The 18,817-nt window shown below is 55.9% G+C and carries 19 protein-coding genes; 2 read left to right on the forward strand and 17 right to left on the reverse strand.

Features of this window, described 5'->3' with window-relative positions; all coding sequences use genetic code 11:
* Window positions 1–5: 5 nt before the first annotated feature.
* The 13 genes from tatC to K8V32_RS07155 all read right to left on the reverse strand — a co-directional run bounded on the left by tatC (window position 6) and on the right by K8V32_RS07155 (window position 13,530).
* Window positions 6–881, reverse strand: a complete 876-nt coding sequence (gene tatC / locus K8V32_RS07095) for a twin-arginine translocase subunit TatC (protein WP_303905013.1) — start codon at window positions 879–881, stop codon at window positions 6–8.
* A 15-nt stretch (window positions 882–896) separates the two neighbouring features.
* Window positions 897–1,169, reverse strand: a complete 273-nt coding sequence (locus K8V32_RS07100; RefSeq protein ID WP_303905016.1) for a twin-arginine translocase TatA/TatE family subunit — start codon at window positions 1,167–1,169, stop codon at window positions 897–899.
* Between the two features lie 39 nt (window positions 1,170–1,208).
* Window positions 1,209–3,218, reverse strand: coding sequence for a helix-turn-helix transcriptional regulator (locus K8V32_RS07105; protein WP_303905019.1), 2,010 nt, complete (start codon window positions 3,216–3,218; stop codon window positions 1,209–1,211).
* A 2-nt stretch (window positions 3,219–3,220) separates the two neighbouring features.
* Window positions 3,221–3,616 (reverse strand): FKBP-type peptidyl-prolyl cis-trans isomerase, encoded by a 396-nt coding sequence (locus K8V32_RS07110; RefSeq protein ID WP_303905022.1) that lies wholly within the window; start codon window positions 3,614–3,616, stop codon window positions 3,221–3,223.
* Between the two features lie 40 nt (window positions 3,617–3,656).
* On the reverse strand, window positions 3,657–4,616 hold the full coding sequence (locus K8V32_RS07115; RefSeq protein WP_303905026.1) for an FKBP-type peptidyl-prolyl cis-trans isomerase: 960 nt from the start codon (window positions 4,614–4,616) through the stop codon (window positions 3,657–3,659).
* Window positions 4,617–4,674: 58 nt separating this feature from the next.
* Window positions 4,675–6,087: a Pup--protein ligase gene (gene pafA, locus K8V32_RS07120; protein WP_303905029.1), complete on the reverse strand. Its 1,413-nt coding sequence runs from the start codon at window positions 6,085–6,087 to the stop codon at window positions 4,675–4,677.
* Between the two features lie 7 nt (window positions 6,088–6,094).
* The gene (gene prcA / locus K8V32_RS07125) at window positions 6,095–6,760 is read right to left on the reverse strand and encodes a proteasome subunit alpha (RefSeq protein WP_369681048.1); all 666 of its coding nucleotides are present in this window, start codon (window positions 6,758–6,760) and stop codon (window positions 6,095–6,097) included.
* Window positions 6,760–7,500 (reverse strand): proteasome subunit beta, encoded by a 741-nt coding sequence (gene prcB, locus K8V32_RS07130; RefSeq protein WP_303905032.1) that lies wholly within the window; start codon window positions 7,498–7,500, stop codon window positions 6,760–6,762. Before prcB ends, prcA begins: the two co-directional genes overlap by 1 nt.
* 69 nt (window positions 7,501–7,569) lie before the next feature.
* The gene (locus K8V32_RS07135; protein WP_303905035.1) at window positions 7,570–7,776 is read right to left on the reverse strand and encodes a ubiquitin-like protein Pup; all 207 of its coding nucleotides are present in this window, start codon (window positions 7,774–7,776) and stop codon (window positions 7,570–7,572) included.
* Window positions 7,777–7,800: 24 nt separating this feature from the next.
* Window positions 7,801–9,468, reverse strand: coding sequence for a depupylase/deamidase Dop (gene dop, locus K8V32_RS07140; RefSeq protein WP_303905040.1), 1,668 nt, complete (start codon window positions 9,466–9,468; stop codon window positions 7,801–7,803).
* 4 nt (window positions 9,469–9,472) lie between these two features.
* Window positions 9,473–11,185 carry a proteasome ATPase gene (gene arc / locus K8V32_RS07145; protein WP_303905043.1) on the reverse strand — a complete coding sequence of 571 codons (1,713 nt, stop codon included), beginning with the start codon at window positions 11,183–11,185 and terminating at the stop codon, window positions 9,473–9,475.
* Window positions 11,186–11,259: 74 nt separating this feature from the next.
* Window positions 11,260–12,339, reverse strand: coding sequence for a tRNA (adenine-N1)-methyltransferase (locus tag K8V32_RS07150; protein ID WP_303905046.1), 1,080 nt, complete (start codon window positions 12,337–12,339; stop codon window positions 11,260–11,262).
* Between the two features lie 24 nt (window positions 12,340–12,363).
* Window positions 12,364–13,530 carry a site-2 protease family protein gene (locus K8V32_RS07155; RefSeq protein ID WP_303905049.1) on the reverse strand — a complete coding sequence of 389 codons (1,167 nt, stop codon included), beginning with the start codon at window positions 13,528–13,530 and terminating at the stop codon, window positions 12,364–12,366.
* 212 nt (window positions 13,531–13,742) lie between these two features.
* Here K8V32_RS07155 and K8V32_RS07160 point away from each other — a divergent pair, with 212 nt between their 5' ends.
* Window positions 13,743–14,690: a PAC2 family protein gene (locus K8V32_RS07160; RefSeq protein WP_303905052.1), complete on the forward strand. Its 948-nt coding sequence runs from the start codon at window positions 13,743–13,745 to the stop codon at window positions 14,688–14,690.
* Window positions 14,691–14,704: 14 nt separating this feature from the next.
* Here K8V32_RS07160 and mshC read toward each other — a convergent pair whose 3' ends face one another.
* From mshC to K8V32_RS07175, 3 genes are read right to left on the reverse strand one after another with little or no spacing between them, the layout of a single operon-like run.
* Window positions 14,705–15,979 carry a cysteine--1-D-myo-inosityl 2-amino-2-deoxy-alpha-D-glucopyranoside ligase gene (gene mshC, locus K8V32_RS07165; protein ID WP_303905055.1) on the reverse strand — a complete coding sequence of 425 codons (1,275 nt, stop codon included), beginning with the start codon at window positions 15,977–15,979 and terminating at the stop codon, window positions 14,705–14,707.
* A gap of 56 nt (window positions 15,980–16,035) precedes the next feature.
* Window positions 16,036–16,869 carry an undecaprenyl-diphosphate phosphatase gene (locus K8V32_RS07170; RefSeq protein ID WP_303905058.1) on the reverse strand — a complete coding sequence of 278 codons (834 nt, stop codon included), beginning with the start codon at window positions 16,867–16,869 and terminating at the stop codon, window positions 16,036–16,038.
* 59 nt (window positions 16,870–16,928) lie between these two features.
* Window positions 16,929–17,234, reverse strand: a complete 306-nt coding sequence (locus K8V32_RS07175; RefSeq protein WP_303905061.1) for a hypothetical protein — start codon at window positions 17,232–17,234, stop codon at window positions 16,929–16,931.
* 235 nt (window positions 17,235–17,469) lie between these two features.
* On the opposite strand from K8V32_RS07175, the gene K8V32_RS07180 reads away from it, so the two are divergent.
* Window positions 17,470–17,643, forward strand: a complete 174-nt coding sequence (locus K8V32_RS07180) for a DUF5703 family protein (RefSeq protein ID WP_524536707.1) — start codon at window positions 17,470–17,472, stop codon at window positions 17,641–17,643.
* Here K8V32_RS07180 and K8V32_RS07185 read toward each other — a convergent pair.
* Window positions 17,640–18,815 carry an acyl-CoA dehydrogenase family protein gene (locus K8V32_RS07185; RefSeq protein WP_303905067.1) on the reverse strand — a complete coding sequence of 392 codons (1,176 nt, stop codon included), beginning with the start codon at window positions 18,813–18,815 and terminating at the stop codon, window positions 17,640–17,642. The genes K8V32_RS07180 and K8V32_RS07185 overlap by 4 nt on opposite strands.
* Between the last annotated feature and the right edge of the window lie 2 nt (window positions 18,816–18,817).

Raw genomic sequence — 18,817 nt, forward strand, 5'->3', positions numbered from 1 at the left:
TAATTTTAGTCCTCATCAACGAAATCAGACAGAGGCTGTGCCCCACGCTGAATCTCGGCTTCTCCGGGTGTTCCCTGTCTGGCCTCGCGTTTTGCACGTCGTCGATCATTGATCAAGGCGATGCCAAGAGCCAAGGCAAATAGCAGCGTGAGGGGTGCACCCAAATAGAACATCGTCATGATGTCGGATCCCGGGGCGCCCATGGCGGCGACGACGGCGATCAGAAAGACCGAGATGCGCCAGTGTTTCAGCATGGTTTTGCCCTGGAGAATTCCTGCCATGTTTAGCCCAACCAGTACTACTGGGATGACCAGGGCAATGCCGAAGGCGAGCAATAAGCGTGTTACGAACGGGATATATACGGTGGCAAGCACCCGGTGTGCGGTGCCGTCTGGAGTCAAGGAGGTGAAGAACGCCATGGCTTGTGGCAGCGCAAACCAGCCAAGGGCGATCCCTCCGATAAATAGTGGCACCGCGGCTGCGATGAAACCAACTGCGTAGCGCCGTTCTTGTTTTTTCAATCCGGGCACAATAAATGCCCAAATCTGGTAAAGCCAGATGGGTGAGGACAAGATCAGCCCGATGAACAGGGCGACTTGGAGCATAATGTCGAATGGTTGAGCTACCGAGGAGAAAATGACTTCAACCGGGGCTTCTTCGGTCGACAGTTTGGTGATGGGTTCTGTCAGGATGGTAAATGCCGGTTGGTAGACGATAAAACCGACAACGGTGCCCAGCACAATGGCGATAGCGGCCTTGAAAAAACGGTTGCGAAGCTCGCGAAGGTGTTCGCGCAGCGACATTTGACCGTCGGAGGTTTTGAGTGGCTTTTTGCGACGTCGCTTATTCGACGTAGCCTGACTTTTGTCAGTGGAGGTCATTTACAGGACGATACGTTAGTTTGACGTCTGGCCTTTGGGGCTTTCCTGGGTACTGGTTTCGCCGTTAGAAATCACGGTGCCTTCAACAGCTTCAACGTCGCCGTCAGACGATGATTTTTTGTTCTTGCCGTCTTTTTCGTCAGTTTTCATTTCTTTGACTTCAGACTTCAAAATGCGCATCGATTGACCAAGGTTGCGGGCCATCTTTGGTAGCTTATTGGCGCCAAACAGCAAGAATGCTAACAGGATTAACACCAGAAGAATAACTGGGTTCCTAAAGATCTGCATGGTCTACCTTTCTGTACAGTTGGCTCTAGTCTACAGCCGCTAGAACAGTCCGCGAGTTGATTCGTGTGAGGCGCTTGATGCCTGGTCTGTTATGGTCCACACGGTTTCGCGAATCTTTCCGGGCTGCACGACAGTAATCTGGCCGGGGTGATTCGTCAACAGCTCAACCAGCGGTGTTAGGGATCGGAATGCTAACCGTGCAAAAACCGACCCATCATTGGCGACAGCTGTGGCGCTCGGGTGATACGCGCCGAGCACATCGCGCTGCCGGTGGGTGGCGTGAACCACTACGGTGATGGCGTCGTCATTGACAGCAGGTGCGATTGTGCGGCTATCAGACTGTTCCTTCACAGGCACAAAAGACTCGGTGGTCAGCGTGGCTGAACCAATGCGGTCAATGCGGAAAGTCCGATAATCGTCGGTCTTTCTGCACCAGGCGCGAATATAAGCGTGTCCAGCCGAATACAGCAGTTGCAGCGGCTCGATGGCGCGCGTACTGATGGCCCCGGACGATTCGGAATAGTAGCTGATATTGACCACCAGATGTCCGCGGGCAGCCTGGTGGAGCACTTCGGCGACTTCGTCATCGTCACCCAAGCTCAGATCCGGGTGCACAATCGCATCGTGGGATCCAACGTGTGGGGCGACCGTATCGACGGCGTCACGCAATTTGCGTTCCAAGGAACGCGCTGCGGCTTGTTGGGTAGCAGAAATTCCGGGGATGGTGGTGACCGCGCTCAGACCCGAGATGAGTCCAAGCGCTTCGGGTGCGGAGAGCTGCCAGGGCTGCGCTAATAGCTCGGCATTGCTGATTACGATTGGATCAGCGTGCGGGTCGACCTCGAATTGACCGCCGGCAAAATCAGTTTCGGGCATACCCCAGAACTGCATGGCGGCAAGGTCTTCAGTCAGGGTGGCCTCACTGATGCCAAAGCGTTGGCGGACGGCGGCCCGTGCTAACGAACCGCCGTGTTGGTTTACCACGGCGACGATACCCAAACGACGGGCAATGACTTCCCGGTCGCCGGTACGTTTCCGTGGGCGAGCGACTTTTGTCAGTGTAGGCACGCTCAGTGCTGATTCACCGTGATGGGCATCGCGTACAATGGCCAGAATATCGGATACCAGCTCTGCTAATTCGGGGCTGCGGTCGTGATCCACCTGGGCATTGGTGGTCAAAGCGGCGATAGTTGCGGCGGTTTTGAGTGGCTCACGGTAGATGATGCGTAAGAGATCCCATCCTGGGCGCTGGTCCACCTGCTGGGCGCGGATCCGGACACTGGAGGCGGTATCGGTGGCCAGCCACACGTAGCCGTCAACCGGGGGCTGGTCAGTGTAGAGACGTTGACGAATATCCTCGACGTCGAAATCTGCCGGCCGCGCAGAGGCGTGTTCTTGATCCCCTAGGACTTCGGAGGCGAGTAGGCTGATAGTTTTTGACTCGATGCGGGACAATTTGAATAACCGCTGGCTTCGGCGATCCAAGTCCCAGCCGGTCATGTACCACTGCTGATGGGCCATCAGTACCGCCCAAGGTCGCACCCGACGCACAGTGATTTCTTCTCGCCCCACAGTGCGGTAACGGAATTTTACGGGTGCTTGTTCTCGAGCTGCGGCCACGAGTTCGGTCAGCAGGTTCTGACCGGTAGCAAGCTGGGCGCCCACCACCGGTGGTGTGGTGGGTTGTTGAGCCGTCATCCGTGCCAGGGCAGCATGGATGGCGTCTTCAATCGGGGTACGCATCCACAATGCTCTAGCCTGGTGAAGCGCTACGATCTCGTCGTCTCGCAGCGTCAGGTCTGGCAGATAGAGCTGATCTCGGTCAATCAGGTAGACATCCTCAGCATGGGCTTGTTGCTGCCATTGCACGGGCACCCCGATGGAGGTCAGGGCTGCTTTATCGCGCGAAAATTGGCGTTGTTTGGCAGTTTCGGAGGTGTCCAGGTGGTCGTAGAGATAGCTAAAGATCTCCGATTTGGTGCGCCCGTTCGCTCCGGCTTCCAATAGAAGCCAGAGCAGCGAAACAATGCGTTCCGCAGATCGGGACACTTCTAGCGGACCTCCACCAGGTCAACAACGAAAATCAGGGTCTCATTCGGGCCAATATCGTTTCCGGCACCGGCTTCACCGTATGCCAGGTGCGGTGGGATTTCCAGACGACGACGACCGCCGACTTTCATTCCGAGCAGTCCCTGATCCCAGCCTTCGATGACCTGACCGACACCCGCGGTGAAATCCAGTGGTTGGCCGCGGTTCCAAGAAGCATCGAATTCGGCACCGGTGGACCAGGCTACACCAACGTAGTGGCAAGCGATCGGGGTGCCGGGGATCACGACTTTCCCGGTACCTTCGATGATGTCTTCGATGACCAGATCGGTCGGTGGGGTGTCGCCTGGGAAATCAATTTCCGGGCGTGGACGGTCGAGTTCGCGTTTGCCAAATGACATCGGGTCTCCTTTGGACAGATGGTGTTAGTGGTGCGTTCGATTATTCGGCTGGCATTGGATCGGCAGAGTGCACAATGTCGATCACAAAGACTAGAGTTTCTTCGGCGAGTTCGTGGTCTTGGCCGCCGTAGCCAAGTTCTGGCGGAACCGACAGCAATACCTGAGAACCGACCTGCTGGCCTGCCAGGCCTTCCTGCCAACCGACGATGAGGCTTTGGAGATCGAAGCTAATGGGTGACCCGGTATTGTCCGGACCCCAAGATGAGTCGAATTCTTCACCATTTGACCACGAAACCCCACGGTAGTGGATGGTGACCTTCGAATCCGGTTGAACTTCTCGTCCGTCGCCTTGTTTGAGGACATCGACCACCAGTTCATCTGGTGCTTCACCCTCGGGTGTGGCAATGCTCGGCGCGTGGGTTTCCTCATCGAGGGTCACCTCTGGCAGGACATTACTGAGTTCAGATTGTGCGACTGGTTCACCGGTGGCATGCGTTGGCAGGACCTGGGCTACCGTGGCAATATTCAATACCGCAGGCGCACCGTCATAAATGCCATTTTCTGGCTGATAGATCGCCACGTCTGAGCCTATCGGTGCGTCTAAGAATGCTTCATAGGTTTGGGGGTTGCCGGCTTGTAAGTCGGCCATTGAAATGGTCATCCCACCCAGGTCGAAATCGTGGCTGAGAACTTCTTGGTTTTCAATATCGATATTGGCACTGTGAACCTCTAACAGGTCGTCTTCTGTAATTGGTTCACCGTCACCTTCGGAGATGACCCAGGCTGCTGGCTGGTCGCTGTTGAGTTCACCGTCGATGCTGACTTCTTCAGTTTCTTCAGAAATCTCGTAGCTGATCTCCACATCCGGGATCGCCGCGGACTGGTTATCGCCTTGATTGTCGGATTCTTCATCTGATCCGCAAGCGGTCAAAGCCAATGCCGTGGTCAGAGCAATCCCGGCAATGGTTGCGAGCCGAGTCCGGCTGTGTTGAGATGACATGTACTTCCTTGTCGTTGGGTGTCGAACCGTAGTTATTGTAGTGCGGTCAACCAGAATTTTAGTGGCCAGCAGAGGCGACTTTAGCAAACAGCTCATCGACGATTGAAATATCCGTTTCGAATGGATCTCGTACATACAGCGTGTGCAAGGGATGATAATTCAGTTTCATGTGCATCCAATCCATTGAATAATCCATCCCCATGGCTCGAGCGGTTTCGATAAAACGATGCCGCAGCAGTGCCCGGGTGGTGGCCGGCGGATTATCGTGGGCCGCTTGCACCTGAGCATCGGTGAGTACCCTGGCCGCCGCTCCCCTAGCCTCGAGGAGATTAAACAGCCCGCGCTGTGGATGAATGTCGTGATACGACATATCTAACTGCACCAAGCGTGCTGCATCCCAGTCGAGATTATTTTTGTTCGCGTACGCCGTCATGAATTTGTGTTTGATCGCCCAATCGATTTCGGTGTCGATTGCGGAATAATTTTGACTGGCGATCGCGTCTAAGGTTCTTGACCACAGATCCATGATCTGCTCGAGGTGTTCATGGTGTGGGCCCTGCCGAGCCAAAAACTCTTGGGCCTGGGTCAGGTAGAACTCTTGGAGCTCTAGCGCCGTCATGGTGCGACCGTCGGCGAGTTCTAACGGGGTCTGACCGGTGAGATCATGCGAGGTTTGGCGGATGGCTCGCACTGGATGTGCCAGTTGAAGATTCTGTAGGGGTTTTCCGGATTCAATGATGCGCAGCAGCAGGTCGGTGGTCCCAAACCGCAGCAGTTGGGTGGTCTCTGACATATTGGAGTCCCCCACAATAACGTGTAGCCGCCGGTATTTCGTAGAATCTGAGTGGGGTTCGTCACGGGTGTTGATCATGGGCCGGGCACGTGTTGATGACGACGAGATCGCTTCGTGCATGTAGTCAGCGCGTTGGGAAAATGCGAAATGTGGTTCGGAACGGCCGGGGAATTGGTCGGCAAGTGGCAGGGCGGCCGGGTCTTTGATGACCACTCCGTTGCCTGCGATGAGTTGACGGGTCACCAGAAACGGCAGCAGAGCTTGGGTGAGACGCCGGTATTGGGTGGTGCGCTCGATCATGTAGTTTTCGTGGCTGCCATACGAGTTGCCCAGCGAGTCAGCATTGTTGCGGTACAGGTAGACATCGCCGTCGAACCCGTCTTTGGCCATGGCCTGCCGAGCCTGGGTGACGAGCATGTGCATGATCGAATCACCGGCTGCATCTAGTGCCAGCAGTTCATCGAGTCGGGTCGTTTCTGCGGTGGCATATTCCGGGTGGGAACCCACATCCAGATATAACCGGGACCCGTTGGGGATGAACACGTTAGATGAGTTGCCCCAGGATACGACGGGTTTGAACATGTATCTGGCCACCTCATCGGGGGCCAGTGGTCGTTTGGTCGGATGAACTGTGTGGACTCCGTATTCGGTTTCCACCCCGATGATTCTGGTCTCCATGCGGCTCCTACAACGCTTGTGGATCGAGGCGACGAAATGCCCGGTGGGAGCCACGCAGCGTGTGTGGATCGCGATCCAACAGTGCTAATTCTACGTGGGAGCCGGTGGTGCCTAACTGCTCGCGGATGATGCGAATGGTTTCATCGAGCTCCCTCGACGACGCTGGAAGAGCCTGCTGGATTTGGAGGTGGAGATCTGGTGCATTACCACCCAGTACCAATAGGCCGTGGTGTTCTAACAGCGTGCCGTCAAAGGTGATCTGGTAGAGGCGATCGTCGTCGGGGGTGTCCCCGACTTCAGCGACACCGATTTCGACTTCGAAGGGTTTGGCTCCGGATAGGAAGAGTTCGCCGAGCGTGCGAGCATACATATTGGCTAGTCCGCGGGCGGTGACATCCGAGCGTTCGTAGGCGTATCCTCGAGTGTCGGTGTAGCGGATGCCGGCCTGACGGAGTGCTTCGAATTCGTTATAGCGTCCGACGGCACCCCAGGAGATGCGGTCATAGATTTCCGAGAGTTTGAATAATGACTGTGAAGCGTTGTGGGTCAGGGAGACAATGCCTTGGGTGGTGGAAGCAAATACCACTGGTTGTCCGCGACGGATACCGGCCCGGGCGAAGTCTGCCCGGTCTTCCATCTGCTGCTGGGGCGAAACATACATGGATGGTTGCACTAGTGTTTCCCTTCAAGCCCGGCCACGAGTTCAGCGATCACAGACTCGGCGATCTTCGTCACGCCGTCCCCGGTGACCACATACACCACCGGATATAGTCCTTTGAGCGGATCGGGTCCGGCGGTTCCGGCATCGGCATCGGCCGCATCGATCATGGCCTGCAGGCTGGCCTCGATGGCTTGGTGACTGGTGGCCTCGGGTGACCACAGACGTTTCAGCGTGGTTAGCGCGTAGGGTGAACCAGAACCGATGGACTGCCAGTTGCGTTCCTCAAACCGACCACCGGTGATGTCGTAGGAAAAGATTCTGGCGTCACGGGTTGCCGGTGTTACGCCGGCAAAGAGTGGCACCGCGGAGATACCTTGCATGGCGTGACCCAGGTGGCCCCGGACCAGTGCGGCTAACCGGTTGGCCTTACCCAGCAGGCTCAGCTGGGTGCCTTCTAATTTTTCGTAGTGTTCTAATTCCACCGCAAACAGTCGGGCCATATCGATTGCCACCCCGGCCACACCGGCGACTCCGACCAGGGAGTGGGAATCGGCTGCAAAGACTTTTTCCATGTGCGACGAGGCGATGCGATTGCCGATCGTGGCGCGGCGGTCACCGGCCATGACCACGCCGTCGGCAAATTTCAGTGCGGTGATCGTGGTCGCTTCCATGAGATCCTGGCGCGGCTCGGTGTGGCGTGGCATCAGCTCGGGATGCTGCTGTTGCAGGTGGGCCACGAATGAGGCTTCCATTCCGAGCGACTCGTTAGGCGAAAACATGGTTGGTGTTGGGTTCTTTCTGCACGGTGGGCAAGTAATGGGCTACTGGCCGCCCTTTTGGACAAATCCTTGGACGAATTCTTCGGCGTTGACTTCCAGGACGTCATCGATTTCATCGAGTAGTGAGTCCAGGTCGGAGGTTTGGGCTGCTGCTGAACCCGGTGTTGGGGTCCCTTCGGGCAGTGGATCCGGGATGTGCGGATCATTGTCTCGTCGCTGGGATGCTTGACGGCGTTGGTCTTGTGCCATGGTCAGCTCCTTTCCATTTCCGGACTAGTGGCGCCCGGTTACTCTATAGGGTTTTAACAGCTCTAATAGTGCGGCTATTTCCTCGCGGCTGTCTGGTGTGTCGTCCAGGGTCAGCTGCGGTTGATCCGGGGCCAGGAGCGCATTGTCATCATGTCGGGTACCGGCCAGCGGCTCCAGTAAATGGTAGCGGTGTATCGGTCCTGAACGAAATGGTTTTAGCAGTACAGACTCCCAGGATACTCCGGCCAGGTGGGCCCCAAACCGATCGATGAGTCGACCGCGTAGCCAGGCCCGAGTGGTGGGCGGCGGCAGGCGCATGGCATGGGTAATCTGGTCTTGGCTGATCAGTGTGCGCATGGCACCACGGGCCACAAGCTTGTAGTAGAGCCCTTTGTCTTGGCGCAGATCTGCCCACTGCAGATCCAGCATGGCCAGTTTTGCGTTGTCCCACTGCAGGCCGTGGCGTTGACGCATGCCGTTGAGTAATTGATATTTGGCAACCCAGTCCAGTCGGTCGGCCAGTTGTGCGGGATCGTGTTCCAGCAGGTCTAATACCTCAGACCACGCGTTTACAACGTCGCGTGATTGGGCATCGTTGATGTCATAGCGATCGAGGTAAGCTTGGGCGGCTTGTTGATAGACGCGTTGAATCTCAATGGCAGTCATCCAGCCGCGGCCATTGACCAGGACTTGGGTTCGAAGTGTCGGGTCGTGTGAGATGTCTTGCAGCGCTTGGACCGGTTCGGCCAGCTCGATCATGGGTAATTCACCCAGCTCGATCATCGATAACACCAAAGATGTCATCCCTACGCGCAACCAGGTGGAATATTGTGAAAGATTGGCGTCTCCGATGATCACGTGCAACCGTCGGTAGGTATCGGGTTGGGCGTGTGGCTCGTCACGGGTGTTGACGATGGGACGTCGGATGGTGGTTTCTAATCCGACTTGTTCTTCGAAGAAATCGGCGCGCTGTGAGATCTGGAATCCGGCATGCTGGTTGAGGTTCCCGATACCGACCCGACCGGCCCCGGTAATGATCTGTCGGGTGGTGAAGAATCCTACAAGGTGTTCGGCGAGTTCATCAAAATCTAGTCCCCGAGCCACCAGGTAGTTCTCATGAGCCCCATAGGAAACGGATTTGGAATCGGTGTTGTTCTTGTACAGCAGGATTTGGGCTGCCCCATCTTGGCTGGCGATATGGTCGGCGGCCTGTTGGGCGATCCTGTCGCCTGCCTGATCCCAAATGACGGCATCCAGCGGATTGGTCGTTTCCGGTGAAGAATATTCTGGGTGAGCATGGTCAACATAAAACCGCGCCCCATTAGGCAGAATGAGGTTAACCAGCATGTGCACTTCGTGGCCATCTGCGGTTACCAGAGCCTGGTCAGTCAATTGGGTCGGATGGGCGATCGAACGAGGCATCTGCCAGCCGCGCGCATCGGCCAGTGGGGATTCTTCATTGTAGTCCCACTCGGTGGAGGCCACATGAACGCCGTCCTGGGCCAGTTTATGTCCGTAGGCATTTATCAGCTCCAGCGACATCACTGAATGGGAGGCTTCAGGGTGGGCTGGGGCATGGATGCCAAACTCGGTTTCTAACCCGACGACCCGGTGGACGCCGTAACCCACGGTGGGACGGTCGGACGGGAATTTGGCGGCAAGAGTTTCAGGAATCAACGACACCGGTGTCATCGAATTATCCCTGCCCATTCTGCAGCACTCGTAGGGAAACGGCTTGAGCGCCCCGATGCCCTGCTAGTCGCAACCACTGTTGTGGAGCCGAGGTATCTGGTAAGTCGAGTTGTTGGGCTTTTTCTTCACGAAGTGCCTGCACGAGGTGTGCGGTGCGCAGTCCTTTCGAGGCGTGGTGGTCGGTTTTTGCCGCACTGAGATAGTCCTTGATGGCCAGACGTTTGGCACGGTCCACAATGTTGGCAATGGTGGCGCCGGAAACGAAATCAGCAAAGTACAGGATTTCGGTGGAACCATCCAAATAGGTCACTTCAACGAATTCGTTGGCCGCATTACGTGCGTAGAGCGCCGCCACGGACTCTTCGATCATGTGGGCGATAGCCAAGGAAACCTGTCCGTGAGTCACGATTTCTTCGGGATGGATCGGCACGCCCGAGCGCAGGTAAATCTGGAAGATTTCTCGGGCGCCCTTGGCATCGGGGCGATCCACACGGATTTTTACATCGAGTCGGCCGGGGCGCAAAATGGCCGGATCGATCATGTCTTCGCGGTTGGAAGCGCCAATGACGATCACATTTTGTAAGGATTCCACGCCGTCAATCTCGGCAAGCAGCTGCGGTACGATGGTGGTTTCCACATCCGAGGATGTGCCGGATCCGCGAGTGCGGAATAAGGATTCCATCTCATCGAAGAAGATTACGACCGGATACCCATCGGAGGCCTTATCGCGAGCACGGGAGAAGATCGTGCGAATGTGTCGTTCGGTCTCCCCCACATACTTATTGAGCAGCTCAGGGCCCTTAATATTCAAGAAATACGAGTGGTCTATGCCGTCGACGCGTTCTGCCAGAGACTGGGCAACAGCCTTGGCGATGAGGGTTTTACCGGTGCCAGGTGGACCGTAGAGCAAGATGCCCTTGGGCGGCTGCAGCTGGTGTTGCTGATAAAGCTCTGGATACTGAAATGGCAGCTCAACTGAATCGCGAATCTGTTCGATTTGCTCGCCGAGCCCACCGATGTCGTCGAAAGTGGCATCCGGAACTTCTTCTAACATGACGTCCTGGACATCTGAAATTTCCAGTACCTGGGTGGCGTAACCGGAGCGATAGTCGACCAGCACGGCGTCGCCGATGCGGATTCGTTGGTCTTTGAGTGCGCCTGCGCGTTTGACCACGTATTCATCATCACTGCGTCCCACGATGACCAATCGGTGGTCATCCAACAGTTCTTTGACACGACCTGTTTCTCCGGTTGGGTTGGTGCCCAGGACCGCCACGATGGACAGTGCTTCATCTAAGAGCACCTCACTGCCGGCAGTAACGGAAGCGGCATTGAGTAACGGGGAGATATGGGTGCGCATTTTTCGGCCCGAGTACAAAATGTCAGCGCTTGGTCGAGCAACTGCTGGCAATTCGACTTCTGGATTGTGCTCTCGGCCCTCGTGTACCTCAAGGACCGTGCCAAAACTAAATGGTGGTTGAGCGTTGTCGGCAATGGAATCCTTCAGCGTGGCGATTTCTTCACGGGTGAGATTCAAGATATCGACCATACGCCGATTATTTCGGGCGGCTGCGTCAAGATCGGCGCGTAGCTGTCGATTATTTTCCACCAACGTGGCCAGCCGACGTCGTGTCGAATCATATTTATGCCGCAGGTCACCATGAACTTTTGCAGAGACTGGTTCCTGTGGAGTTTCAATCGGCGTGTTGTCGGCCAAGCTAACACTACCTCCAATAAATTACGGTGCCGTGTCCTTATAGTGTACGTGGGTTTACCACTATGAGGGTGACTTTATGCCTGCTGCTCATCGTCTGTGGGCGAATTTTCCTGCTCAACCACTGATTCCAACGACTCTACTGCCCGCTGGGCTTGTGCTTTCGACTGGCGCACGGCTTTCTTGGCGCGTTTCGTCGTGGGCTCGCGCTGACCGTGTTTCTCCGGGTGCCATTGGGCGTCGTCTTCGGGGGTCCAAATATCCATGTCTTCTTGTTTGAAGGTCTTGATCCGACGACGCAGTTCCAAACCTTCCTGGCCCAGGGCCAGGCGGCGCGCCATAATCAAAAACCCGGTGTGTCCCACCATGCGGTGTTGTGGTCGAACCGCCAGGCCGTCTAGGTGCCAGCCACGCACCATGGTCTCGGAGGCTTCGGCAGCGGTGAACCGACCATCGTCACGGATGGCTTCGTGAATCCTTGACAATTGGGTGGCGGTGGCCACGTAGTTGAGCCACACTCCCCCGGGCGCCAATAAGGTTGCGACCGTGTCGATGGTTTCCCAAGGCGCCAGCATGTCAAGGACCACCCGATCAATGCTGCCGGGTTCATGTTCTTGTATCGCTTCGTCTTGCACGTCGCCCAGGGTGATGCTGAATGCCGGATGCCGTTGACCGAAAAATGTGGTCACATTGGCTTCGGCAATCTCGGCGAAATCTGCGCGGCGCTCATAGGAAAAGACCTTGCCATACTCGCCGACCGCCCGGAGTAACGCGATCGACAAGCCACCTGATCCCACGCCAGCTTCCAGCACGCGGGCGCCCGGAAAGATATCGGCCATATGAATAATTTGGCCGGTGTCTTTGGGATAGATGACCGTTGCCCCACGCGGCATCGACAGCACGTAATCCGATAGCAGCGGGCGCAATACCTGGTACTCAAATCCGTGGGTGTTTTCAATCACGACACCTTCTGGGCCGCCGATGATGTCGTCATGGCGCAGCACCCCGTGCTGGGTGTGAAATTCTTCTCCAGCGAGCAACGTGATTGTGTTGAGTTTGCCGCGCTCGTCGGTCAGTTGTACGCGCTCACCGGCGCGCAGGGGTCCGCGGCGTGTGCTCGCACCAACCGGGATATGGTGGTCACCCATAGGGGTCATTCAACAGTCCTTTCAAAAGCTGAGTTAGGCATTGAGCCGTCCGGCCAGCGTATCCGGATTAATGATGCCGATGATCCTGTGCGGTGTGGCTGTGTCATCAACGACGGCGATCAGATCGTTGGGGTGGGCCATGATCGTGGTGAACAGGTCTGGTACCGTATCGGTTGTTCGGATTTGGGCTTGGGAGTTGACAGCGCGCGCAACCGTGCTCACCGGTAGGTGCCATGCCGACCGTGGAACCGTCCCCAGCGCAGCATAATCGACTACTCCCACCAGTACCTCACCACCGGTGGTTTGATCGACGTCGAGTACCGCAACGGGAAGCTGTTGATATTCAAAACCCGGCCGGGTTCCGGTGAGCAAGGGCACCAGCTTGGCGATACTGGTATCGGCCAGTATGGTTTGCACCGGGGTCATCAGATCAGTGATGCGCATCTGCTCCGCCAATAACTGCATTCGTGCTGCTCGGATGGTCGCGGAAGCGGCTTGCCACAACATCATGGCAATCATGATGACAATGAGTATCCCAAAAATCGAGACGTCGCCGGTTTGAGCCAGTGGCACCACGATGCCACCGACAACCAACAGCCCGACGATGATTCGCCCGGACCAGCCGGCTGCGCGCATGCCTCGTGCGCGAGAACCTGTAGCCGCCCACACGGCAGATTCCACTACTCGCCCACCATCTAATGGCAGGCCTGGCAACAGGTTGAACACACCAATGAGCAGGTTTGTCCACACCGTTACACCGAGCAACACCTGGGTGGTGGCCGAGGTATCCACCAGGATCTGCAGCAATGCCCAAGCGCCACCGGCGATCAACAGGTTTGAGATTGGACCAACAATGGCCACAAATAACGACCGGAGTGGGGTTTGAGCTTTGCCACGTCCGGAATGTTCATAGACGGTGGCGCCACCCCAAAAATTTAGGGTGATCTCATTGACCTGCCATCGAAATGATAGCGCCGCAAGCGCGTGGGCAAGTTCGTGCACTAACACCGTGGCAAACATAATGAGCGCAAAAAATGCCGAAACCGCCCAGGTCCATCCGTCACTGGCTTCCGGTAGCGCTTGGGCAAAGGTCGGCCGAAATAGCACCACGATGAGCGCGGCGAAAAACCACCAGGTCCAACTGACATAAATTGGCACACCGGTGAACGAGGCGATCTTAAGGCCTTTTTGAGAAAACATGCCCGACATCCCGTTCTTGCAGTCGTTGACAACAGTGTTTGTTAAACTCTGCCACACTTTGGCAGCAACGCAGTTCAAGTCGCTACAGTGAAAACGCTTTGCGCCGAAGGCGTGAAATCAAATCGTTGTCACGCCGTGACAGCGGTATCACCGGGTAGTTCTGTTAGCTAAGCTGGTAAGAACAGTTTTCGTGAATACATCGAATGGATTTTATGTCTGAATTTTCTGGTACCGACCAGAGCTTTTTGGGCTGGTTGATACAGCACACTCCTGCTTTGGCCGGGCGTACAGCTCGTCCTGCACGCATTATGCTCGCCGCTTTTGAGGGCTGGTCTGATGCCGGGGATGCCGCGACCGATACGGTCGAAGATCTAGCACGGCAAACGAATGCAGACCTGTTGACCGAGCTGAATCAGGATGAATACTACGACTATCAGGTCACTCGGCCGGTCGTAACCCGCAATCCAGACGGTACCGGCCAAATTGACTGGCCACGCACACGGGTCTTTCATGCCCTAGCTGGCATGACCCATCCTGACCAACCAGAGCTGTACTTCGTGCTGGGCACTGAGCCAAGTTTGCGCTGGCGGTACTTCGTCAAAGAGATTCTAGACGCCGCGGAACAGTGGGATATTGACGCCGTGGTTGTCACCGGTGCACTGTTGGCAGATGTGCCACATTCCAGGCCACTGACCCCAAGTAAATCCAGCGCATCGACGTCATTACGTGATACCCTCAACGGGTTTATCAAACCCACCTATGAGGGGCCCACCGGGATCACCGGCGTGCTGACGGATGAGGCAGCAAATCGCGGTTGGCCTACGATTGCCACCTGGGTTGCTGTGCCTCACTATGTTGCGCAGTCACCCTCGCCCAAGGCCCAATTGGCTCTGACGAAAGAACTGGAAGAACTGCTAGGGCTACGCCTGGATTTGAAGTCACTGGCCGATGAGGCTGCCGCCTGGGAACGCGGGGTGGATGAGCTTGCATCAGAGGATCCGGATGTGGCCGCTTATATTCAGCAGCTGGAAGAAGCTCGCGACACCGAACAGCTCCCGGAAGCCTCCGGTGAGCAAATCGCCAAGGAATTCGAACGCTACCTGAAACGTCGTGATGAAAACGGCGGCGGTCCCGCCACTCACGGTGGCGGAACACGCTAGCCGATACGCAGAGGTTAATAGAGCTTGATGCCAAGCAGGGCATCAAGTACTACTGCTACGTTGATCGATGGCAGGTCGCTCGCCCGTGGCATACCCCGGGCAATGCTGTCCTGCGCCCATTGGTCAACGGCATTCAGCGCCCGCGGGGCATCAAGATCGTCGGACAGGGCTGTGAAAATATCCTCGAGTAGGATCTGGGCATCACCGGCCTGCTCACAAGCCATTGCGCTGCGCCAGGTTTGAATGCGCTTCGTCGCTTCGCTGAGCTTCTCGTGGCTGTAGGACCAGTCATTGCGATAGTGATTTGATAACAGCAGCGCACGGATCGCCATAGGCGATTCCACCCGGGAGACGAGATTTGAGACCAGCTCGAGATTACCCAGTGACTTGGACATTTTTACCCCGTCAAGACCGACCATGCCGGAGTGTACAAAGTAGTCGGCCATTGGCTTGCTGGTGACGGCGGTGGTATGGGCTGCTGAGAATTCATGGTGTGGGAAGCGCAGATCTGAGCCGCCGCCCTGCACGGTAAATGGTGCTGGCAGCGTGTGATAGGCGATGGCCGAACATTCGACGTGCCATCCGGGACGGCCATCGCCGAGCACGTCGTCATGCCAGTATGGTTCACCCTCACGACGAGCAGACCAGATTAGCGGATCCAAGGGATTGCGCTTACCGGGACGCTGTGGATCGCCACCGCGTTCGGGGAAAAATTCGATCATGTCTTCGTGGCTGTGCGCGCTAACGGAGCCTAGACGCCACTTGGTGTGTTGCTCGGCTGCCTCAATGGAGAAGTAAATATCGCCGTCGGGGTTTTGATCATTTCCCGGCACGGTGTAGGCCACACCGGCGTCGACCATGTCGCGGACCATAGTGCGAACCCAGTCGACGGTTTCTGAAACGCTGAGATAGTGTGCTGGGGCCAGCACGTTGAGGTGCTGCATATCGGAACGGAAGAGATTTGTTTGGTCTTCAGCCAGTTCACGATAATCAATACCCATCTCGTTTGCGCGTTCAAACAGCGGATCATCCACATCGGTGACATTTTGGGTGTAGGTGACTCGGTATCCGGCAGCCAGCCAATAGCGATACAACAGGTCAAAGGTGACATACGTGTTGGCGTGCCCCAAGTGCGTTGCATCATAGGGGGTAATACCGCACACATACATTGTGGCGTGGCCATCTGCGACTGTGACCCGTTGTTTTTGCTGGGTGACGGTATCAAATAGGTGCAGATTATCTTGCTGAGCCGGCAGGGCAACCGGGAACGGTGTGATCCAAGATTTCATGAAAGCTCTTAAGTTCCTTACGAATAACTGACCGATGAGGCTAATAATAGTTGGGGTCAGGCGCTAATGAGGCCTAATCCGAGCAGAATATAGAGGGCCGCTCCTAACAGGATGCGGTACCAGACAAAGATTTTGAATGAGTTATTGGAGATAAATCGCATCAACCAAGCAATGACGGCGTAGCCCACCAGGAATGCCACCAGCGTGGCGATTATGGTTTCTCCCATGCCGTAGGGGGCACCTGGATCAGGACTGGCGATGGATCGACCAAGTTTATAAAACCCGGAAGCAAAAACTGCTGGAACTGCTAACAGGAATGCATAGCGTGCCGCGGCTTGACGAGTGTATCCCAACGCCAGCCCCATTGTGATGGTACCGCCGGATCGAGAGACGCCCGGGATGAGCGCTAGCGCTTGAGCGAAACCATAGAAGATACCGTCGCGCCAGGAGAGCTTTGTCAGCGGTTTGACCTGCTTACCCCACGTGTCTGCCATGGCCAGCAAGACACCAAATACGATCAGCATGGTGGCAACCAACCACAGCGACCGAAATGACGTGTCGATACGTTCTTCAAATAGCAGCCCAAGAACACCGATGGGGACGGAACCCACGATGATCAGCCAACCCATCCGAACTGCAGGATCCGAGTGCGGAACTTTGCCAACGAGAGCCTTGAACCACTGGGAGATAATATGCGTGATATCTCGCCAGAAGTACAACAGCACCGCAAGTTCGGTACCAATTTGGGTAATGGCGGTAAATGCCGCCCCGGGGTCTGCCGCACCGGGCAGAAATTCTCCGACGACACGTAGGTGCGCCGATGAAGAAATCGGCAGGAATTCCGTTAGGCCTTGGACCAGGCCAAGGATGATTGCTTCAATCCAGTTCACCTGGTCAACCCTACGACACTCGACACCGAAATTTTCGACGCTACGCCGTTTGGCGACCTCTAGTCGTCGGTTTCGTCCACGCCATCGATTTCGATTTCATCGAAATCATCATCGTCGTCATCGAAAGACCCGAAGTCATCTTCATCGTCGTCGTCATCGTCGTCATCTTCGAAGATATCTAGCGGTGTGACTTCACCGGTTGCCTCGTAGAGGGCATCTTCGTAAGTTTCAAAGACATCGGCCAGCGCATAGTACGCGTGCTCTAGTGCAGGGTCATCATCACCACGTTTATTCGTGGCTGCGGCGAGATGTTCTTGGAGTGCTGAAATTAAGGCCTCAAGCGAAACGCGTGGATCGGTGCTCATGGACTCTAGGCTAGCCTGGTTTGATCCACCTGACTACACTTTGCGCATTTGTGTGCTCGGCCGGGTGCGAAACAACCACAGTGTTACATTCCGATTTTTCGGCAAGCTGACTACAGTAGTTGTAATTCTTTGGACATCCGGTCATAGAGACCACCTAGGAGGACCACGAGTGCGTGACACACCGATTATCAGCAGTGTTGATTCTCTAACGCGCAGACATTCTTGGGAACATTTGGTGATTACGGTTGCGCCCGGTGAATCGTTGGCTCAAGCACGACAACGGCTGGTTGAACACGCCGAGTATGGCCACTGGGAGCTGCAACGCACCCTGTTGTATCGGGGTGGGACTCGACGTTTCTGGTTGCGTCGCAAAGCCATCAAAGTCGAGTCCACCCTGATTACGATTTAGTCTTCAAGGGGGCCAAGACCAAAGGTTGCAAAGGTCGTGTGCGCCGATTCATCATCTGATGGTTGGTAGAACCCGGCCATGACATCACGATAAAGCCGAGCGATTTCTTCGGTACGGTGGAAGCCCGCGCCGCCGGAGGCTTCAAAAGCATAATCGACTTGGGCTTTGGCCACCCGAACCGCGGCAATTTTGTTAGCGACAAGTCGGGTGAACCATTCTGCGCCATAGTCGGTGAGCTCGGTGACGGCTTCAGCCAGGCCGGTGAGCTGTTGATCTTGGGTGATTTGGCGCAAAATTGCTTCGCCGTGCTTATAGCGCAAGATAGGGTCCTGCGATAACGCGGTACCTTGCACTTTGGAACGACGCGTGTGGAGTTTCTCAGCTGCGATTTCAACGGCCCGATCTCCGATACCTGCATAGACGGCCGCGATGAAGGTGAGAAACCCAGCAAAAATTGCGAAGGTGAGCAGATCTTGATTCGGTCCGGTGGGTATTCTGCGAATGACCCGATCAGCCGGTACGACGGCGCCGTTGAGCTGAGTCACAAAAGAATGTGTGGCACGCATTCCTAACATATCCCACCGAGAGCCATCGGACTCGGTATTGCCTGCGTCTCGATCTAAGATCGCATAGATCAGTTCTTTGCCGTCTGGGCTCTTGCCAAATACACCCAGCCGGGTCCATGCCGGCGATAGGCTCGTGAAAATTTTGGTTCCGGTGAATTTGACCGATCCGTCGGGTTGGTCTTCGGCGATAGTCGCAGAGTCGAATAGCACAGCGTCATTGTCAGCTTCAGAAATACCGAAGGCATAGATCTCACCGGCAGCTGCATCTTTCAGGATGAAGTCCAAGTCGTGATTGCCGTGGGCACGGAATATTGCAGCGACACCGGACCAGATGAGGTGCATATTGACGGCCAACGCGGTGGCAGGAGCATAGGCGGCGAGCTTCTTTTGTGCATCGACTACAGTAGCGAAGTTCCACCCTAGTCCCCCGTCTTCGGTGGGTGTCAGGGCCGCAAGGTAACCGGCGTCTTTGAGAACGTTTAAGTCTTCGGTAGGAAACTCATTGCGTTCATCGAAACCGGCTGCTCGTTGTCGGATACCGTTGAGTAGCCCTTCGGTAAGTACCTTATCGATTTGGTCTTGGTATTTTGAATATGGCAAGGCCATGG

This window comes from Enteractinococcus helveticum, from assembly GCF_020742345.1.
GTDB lineage: Bacteria > Actinomycetota > Actinomycetes > Actinomycetales > Micrococcaceae > Yaniella > Yaniella helvetica_A.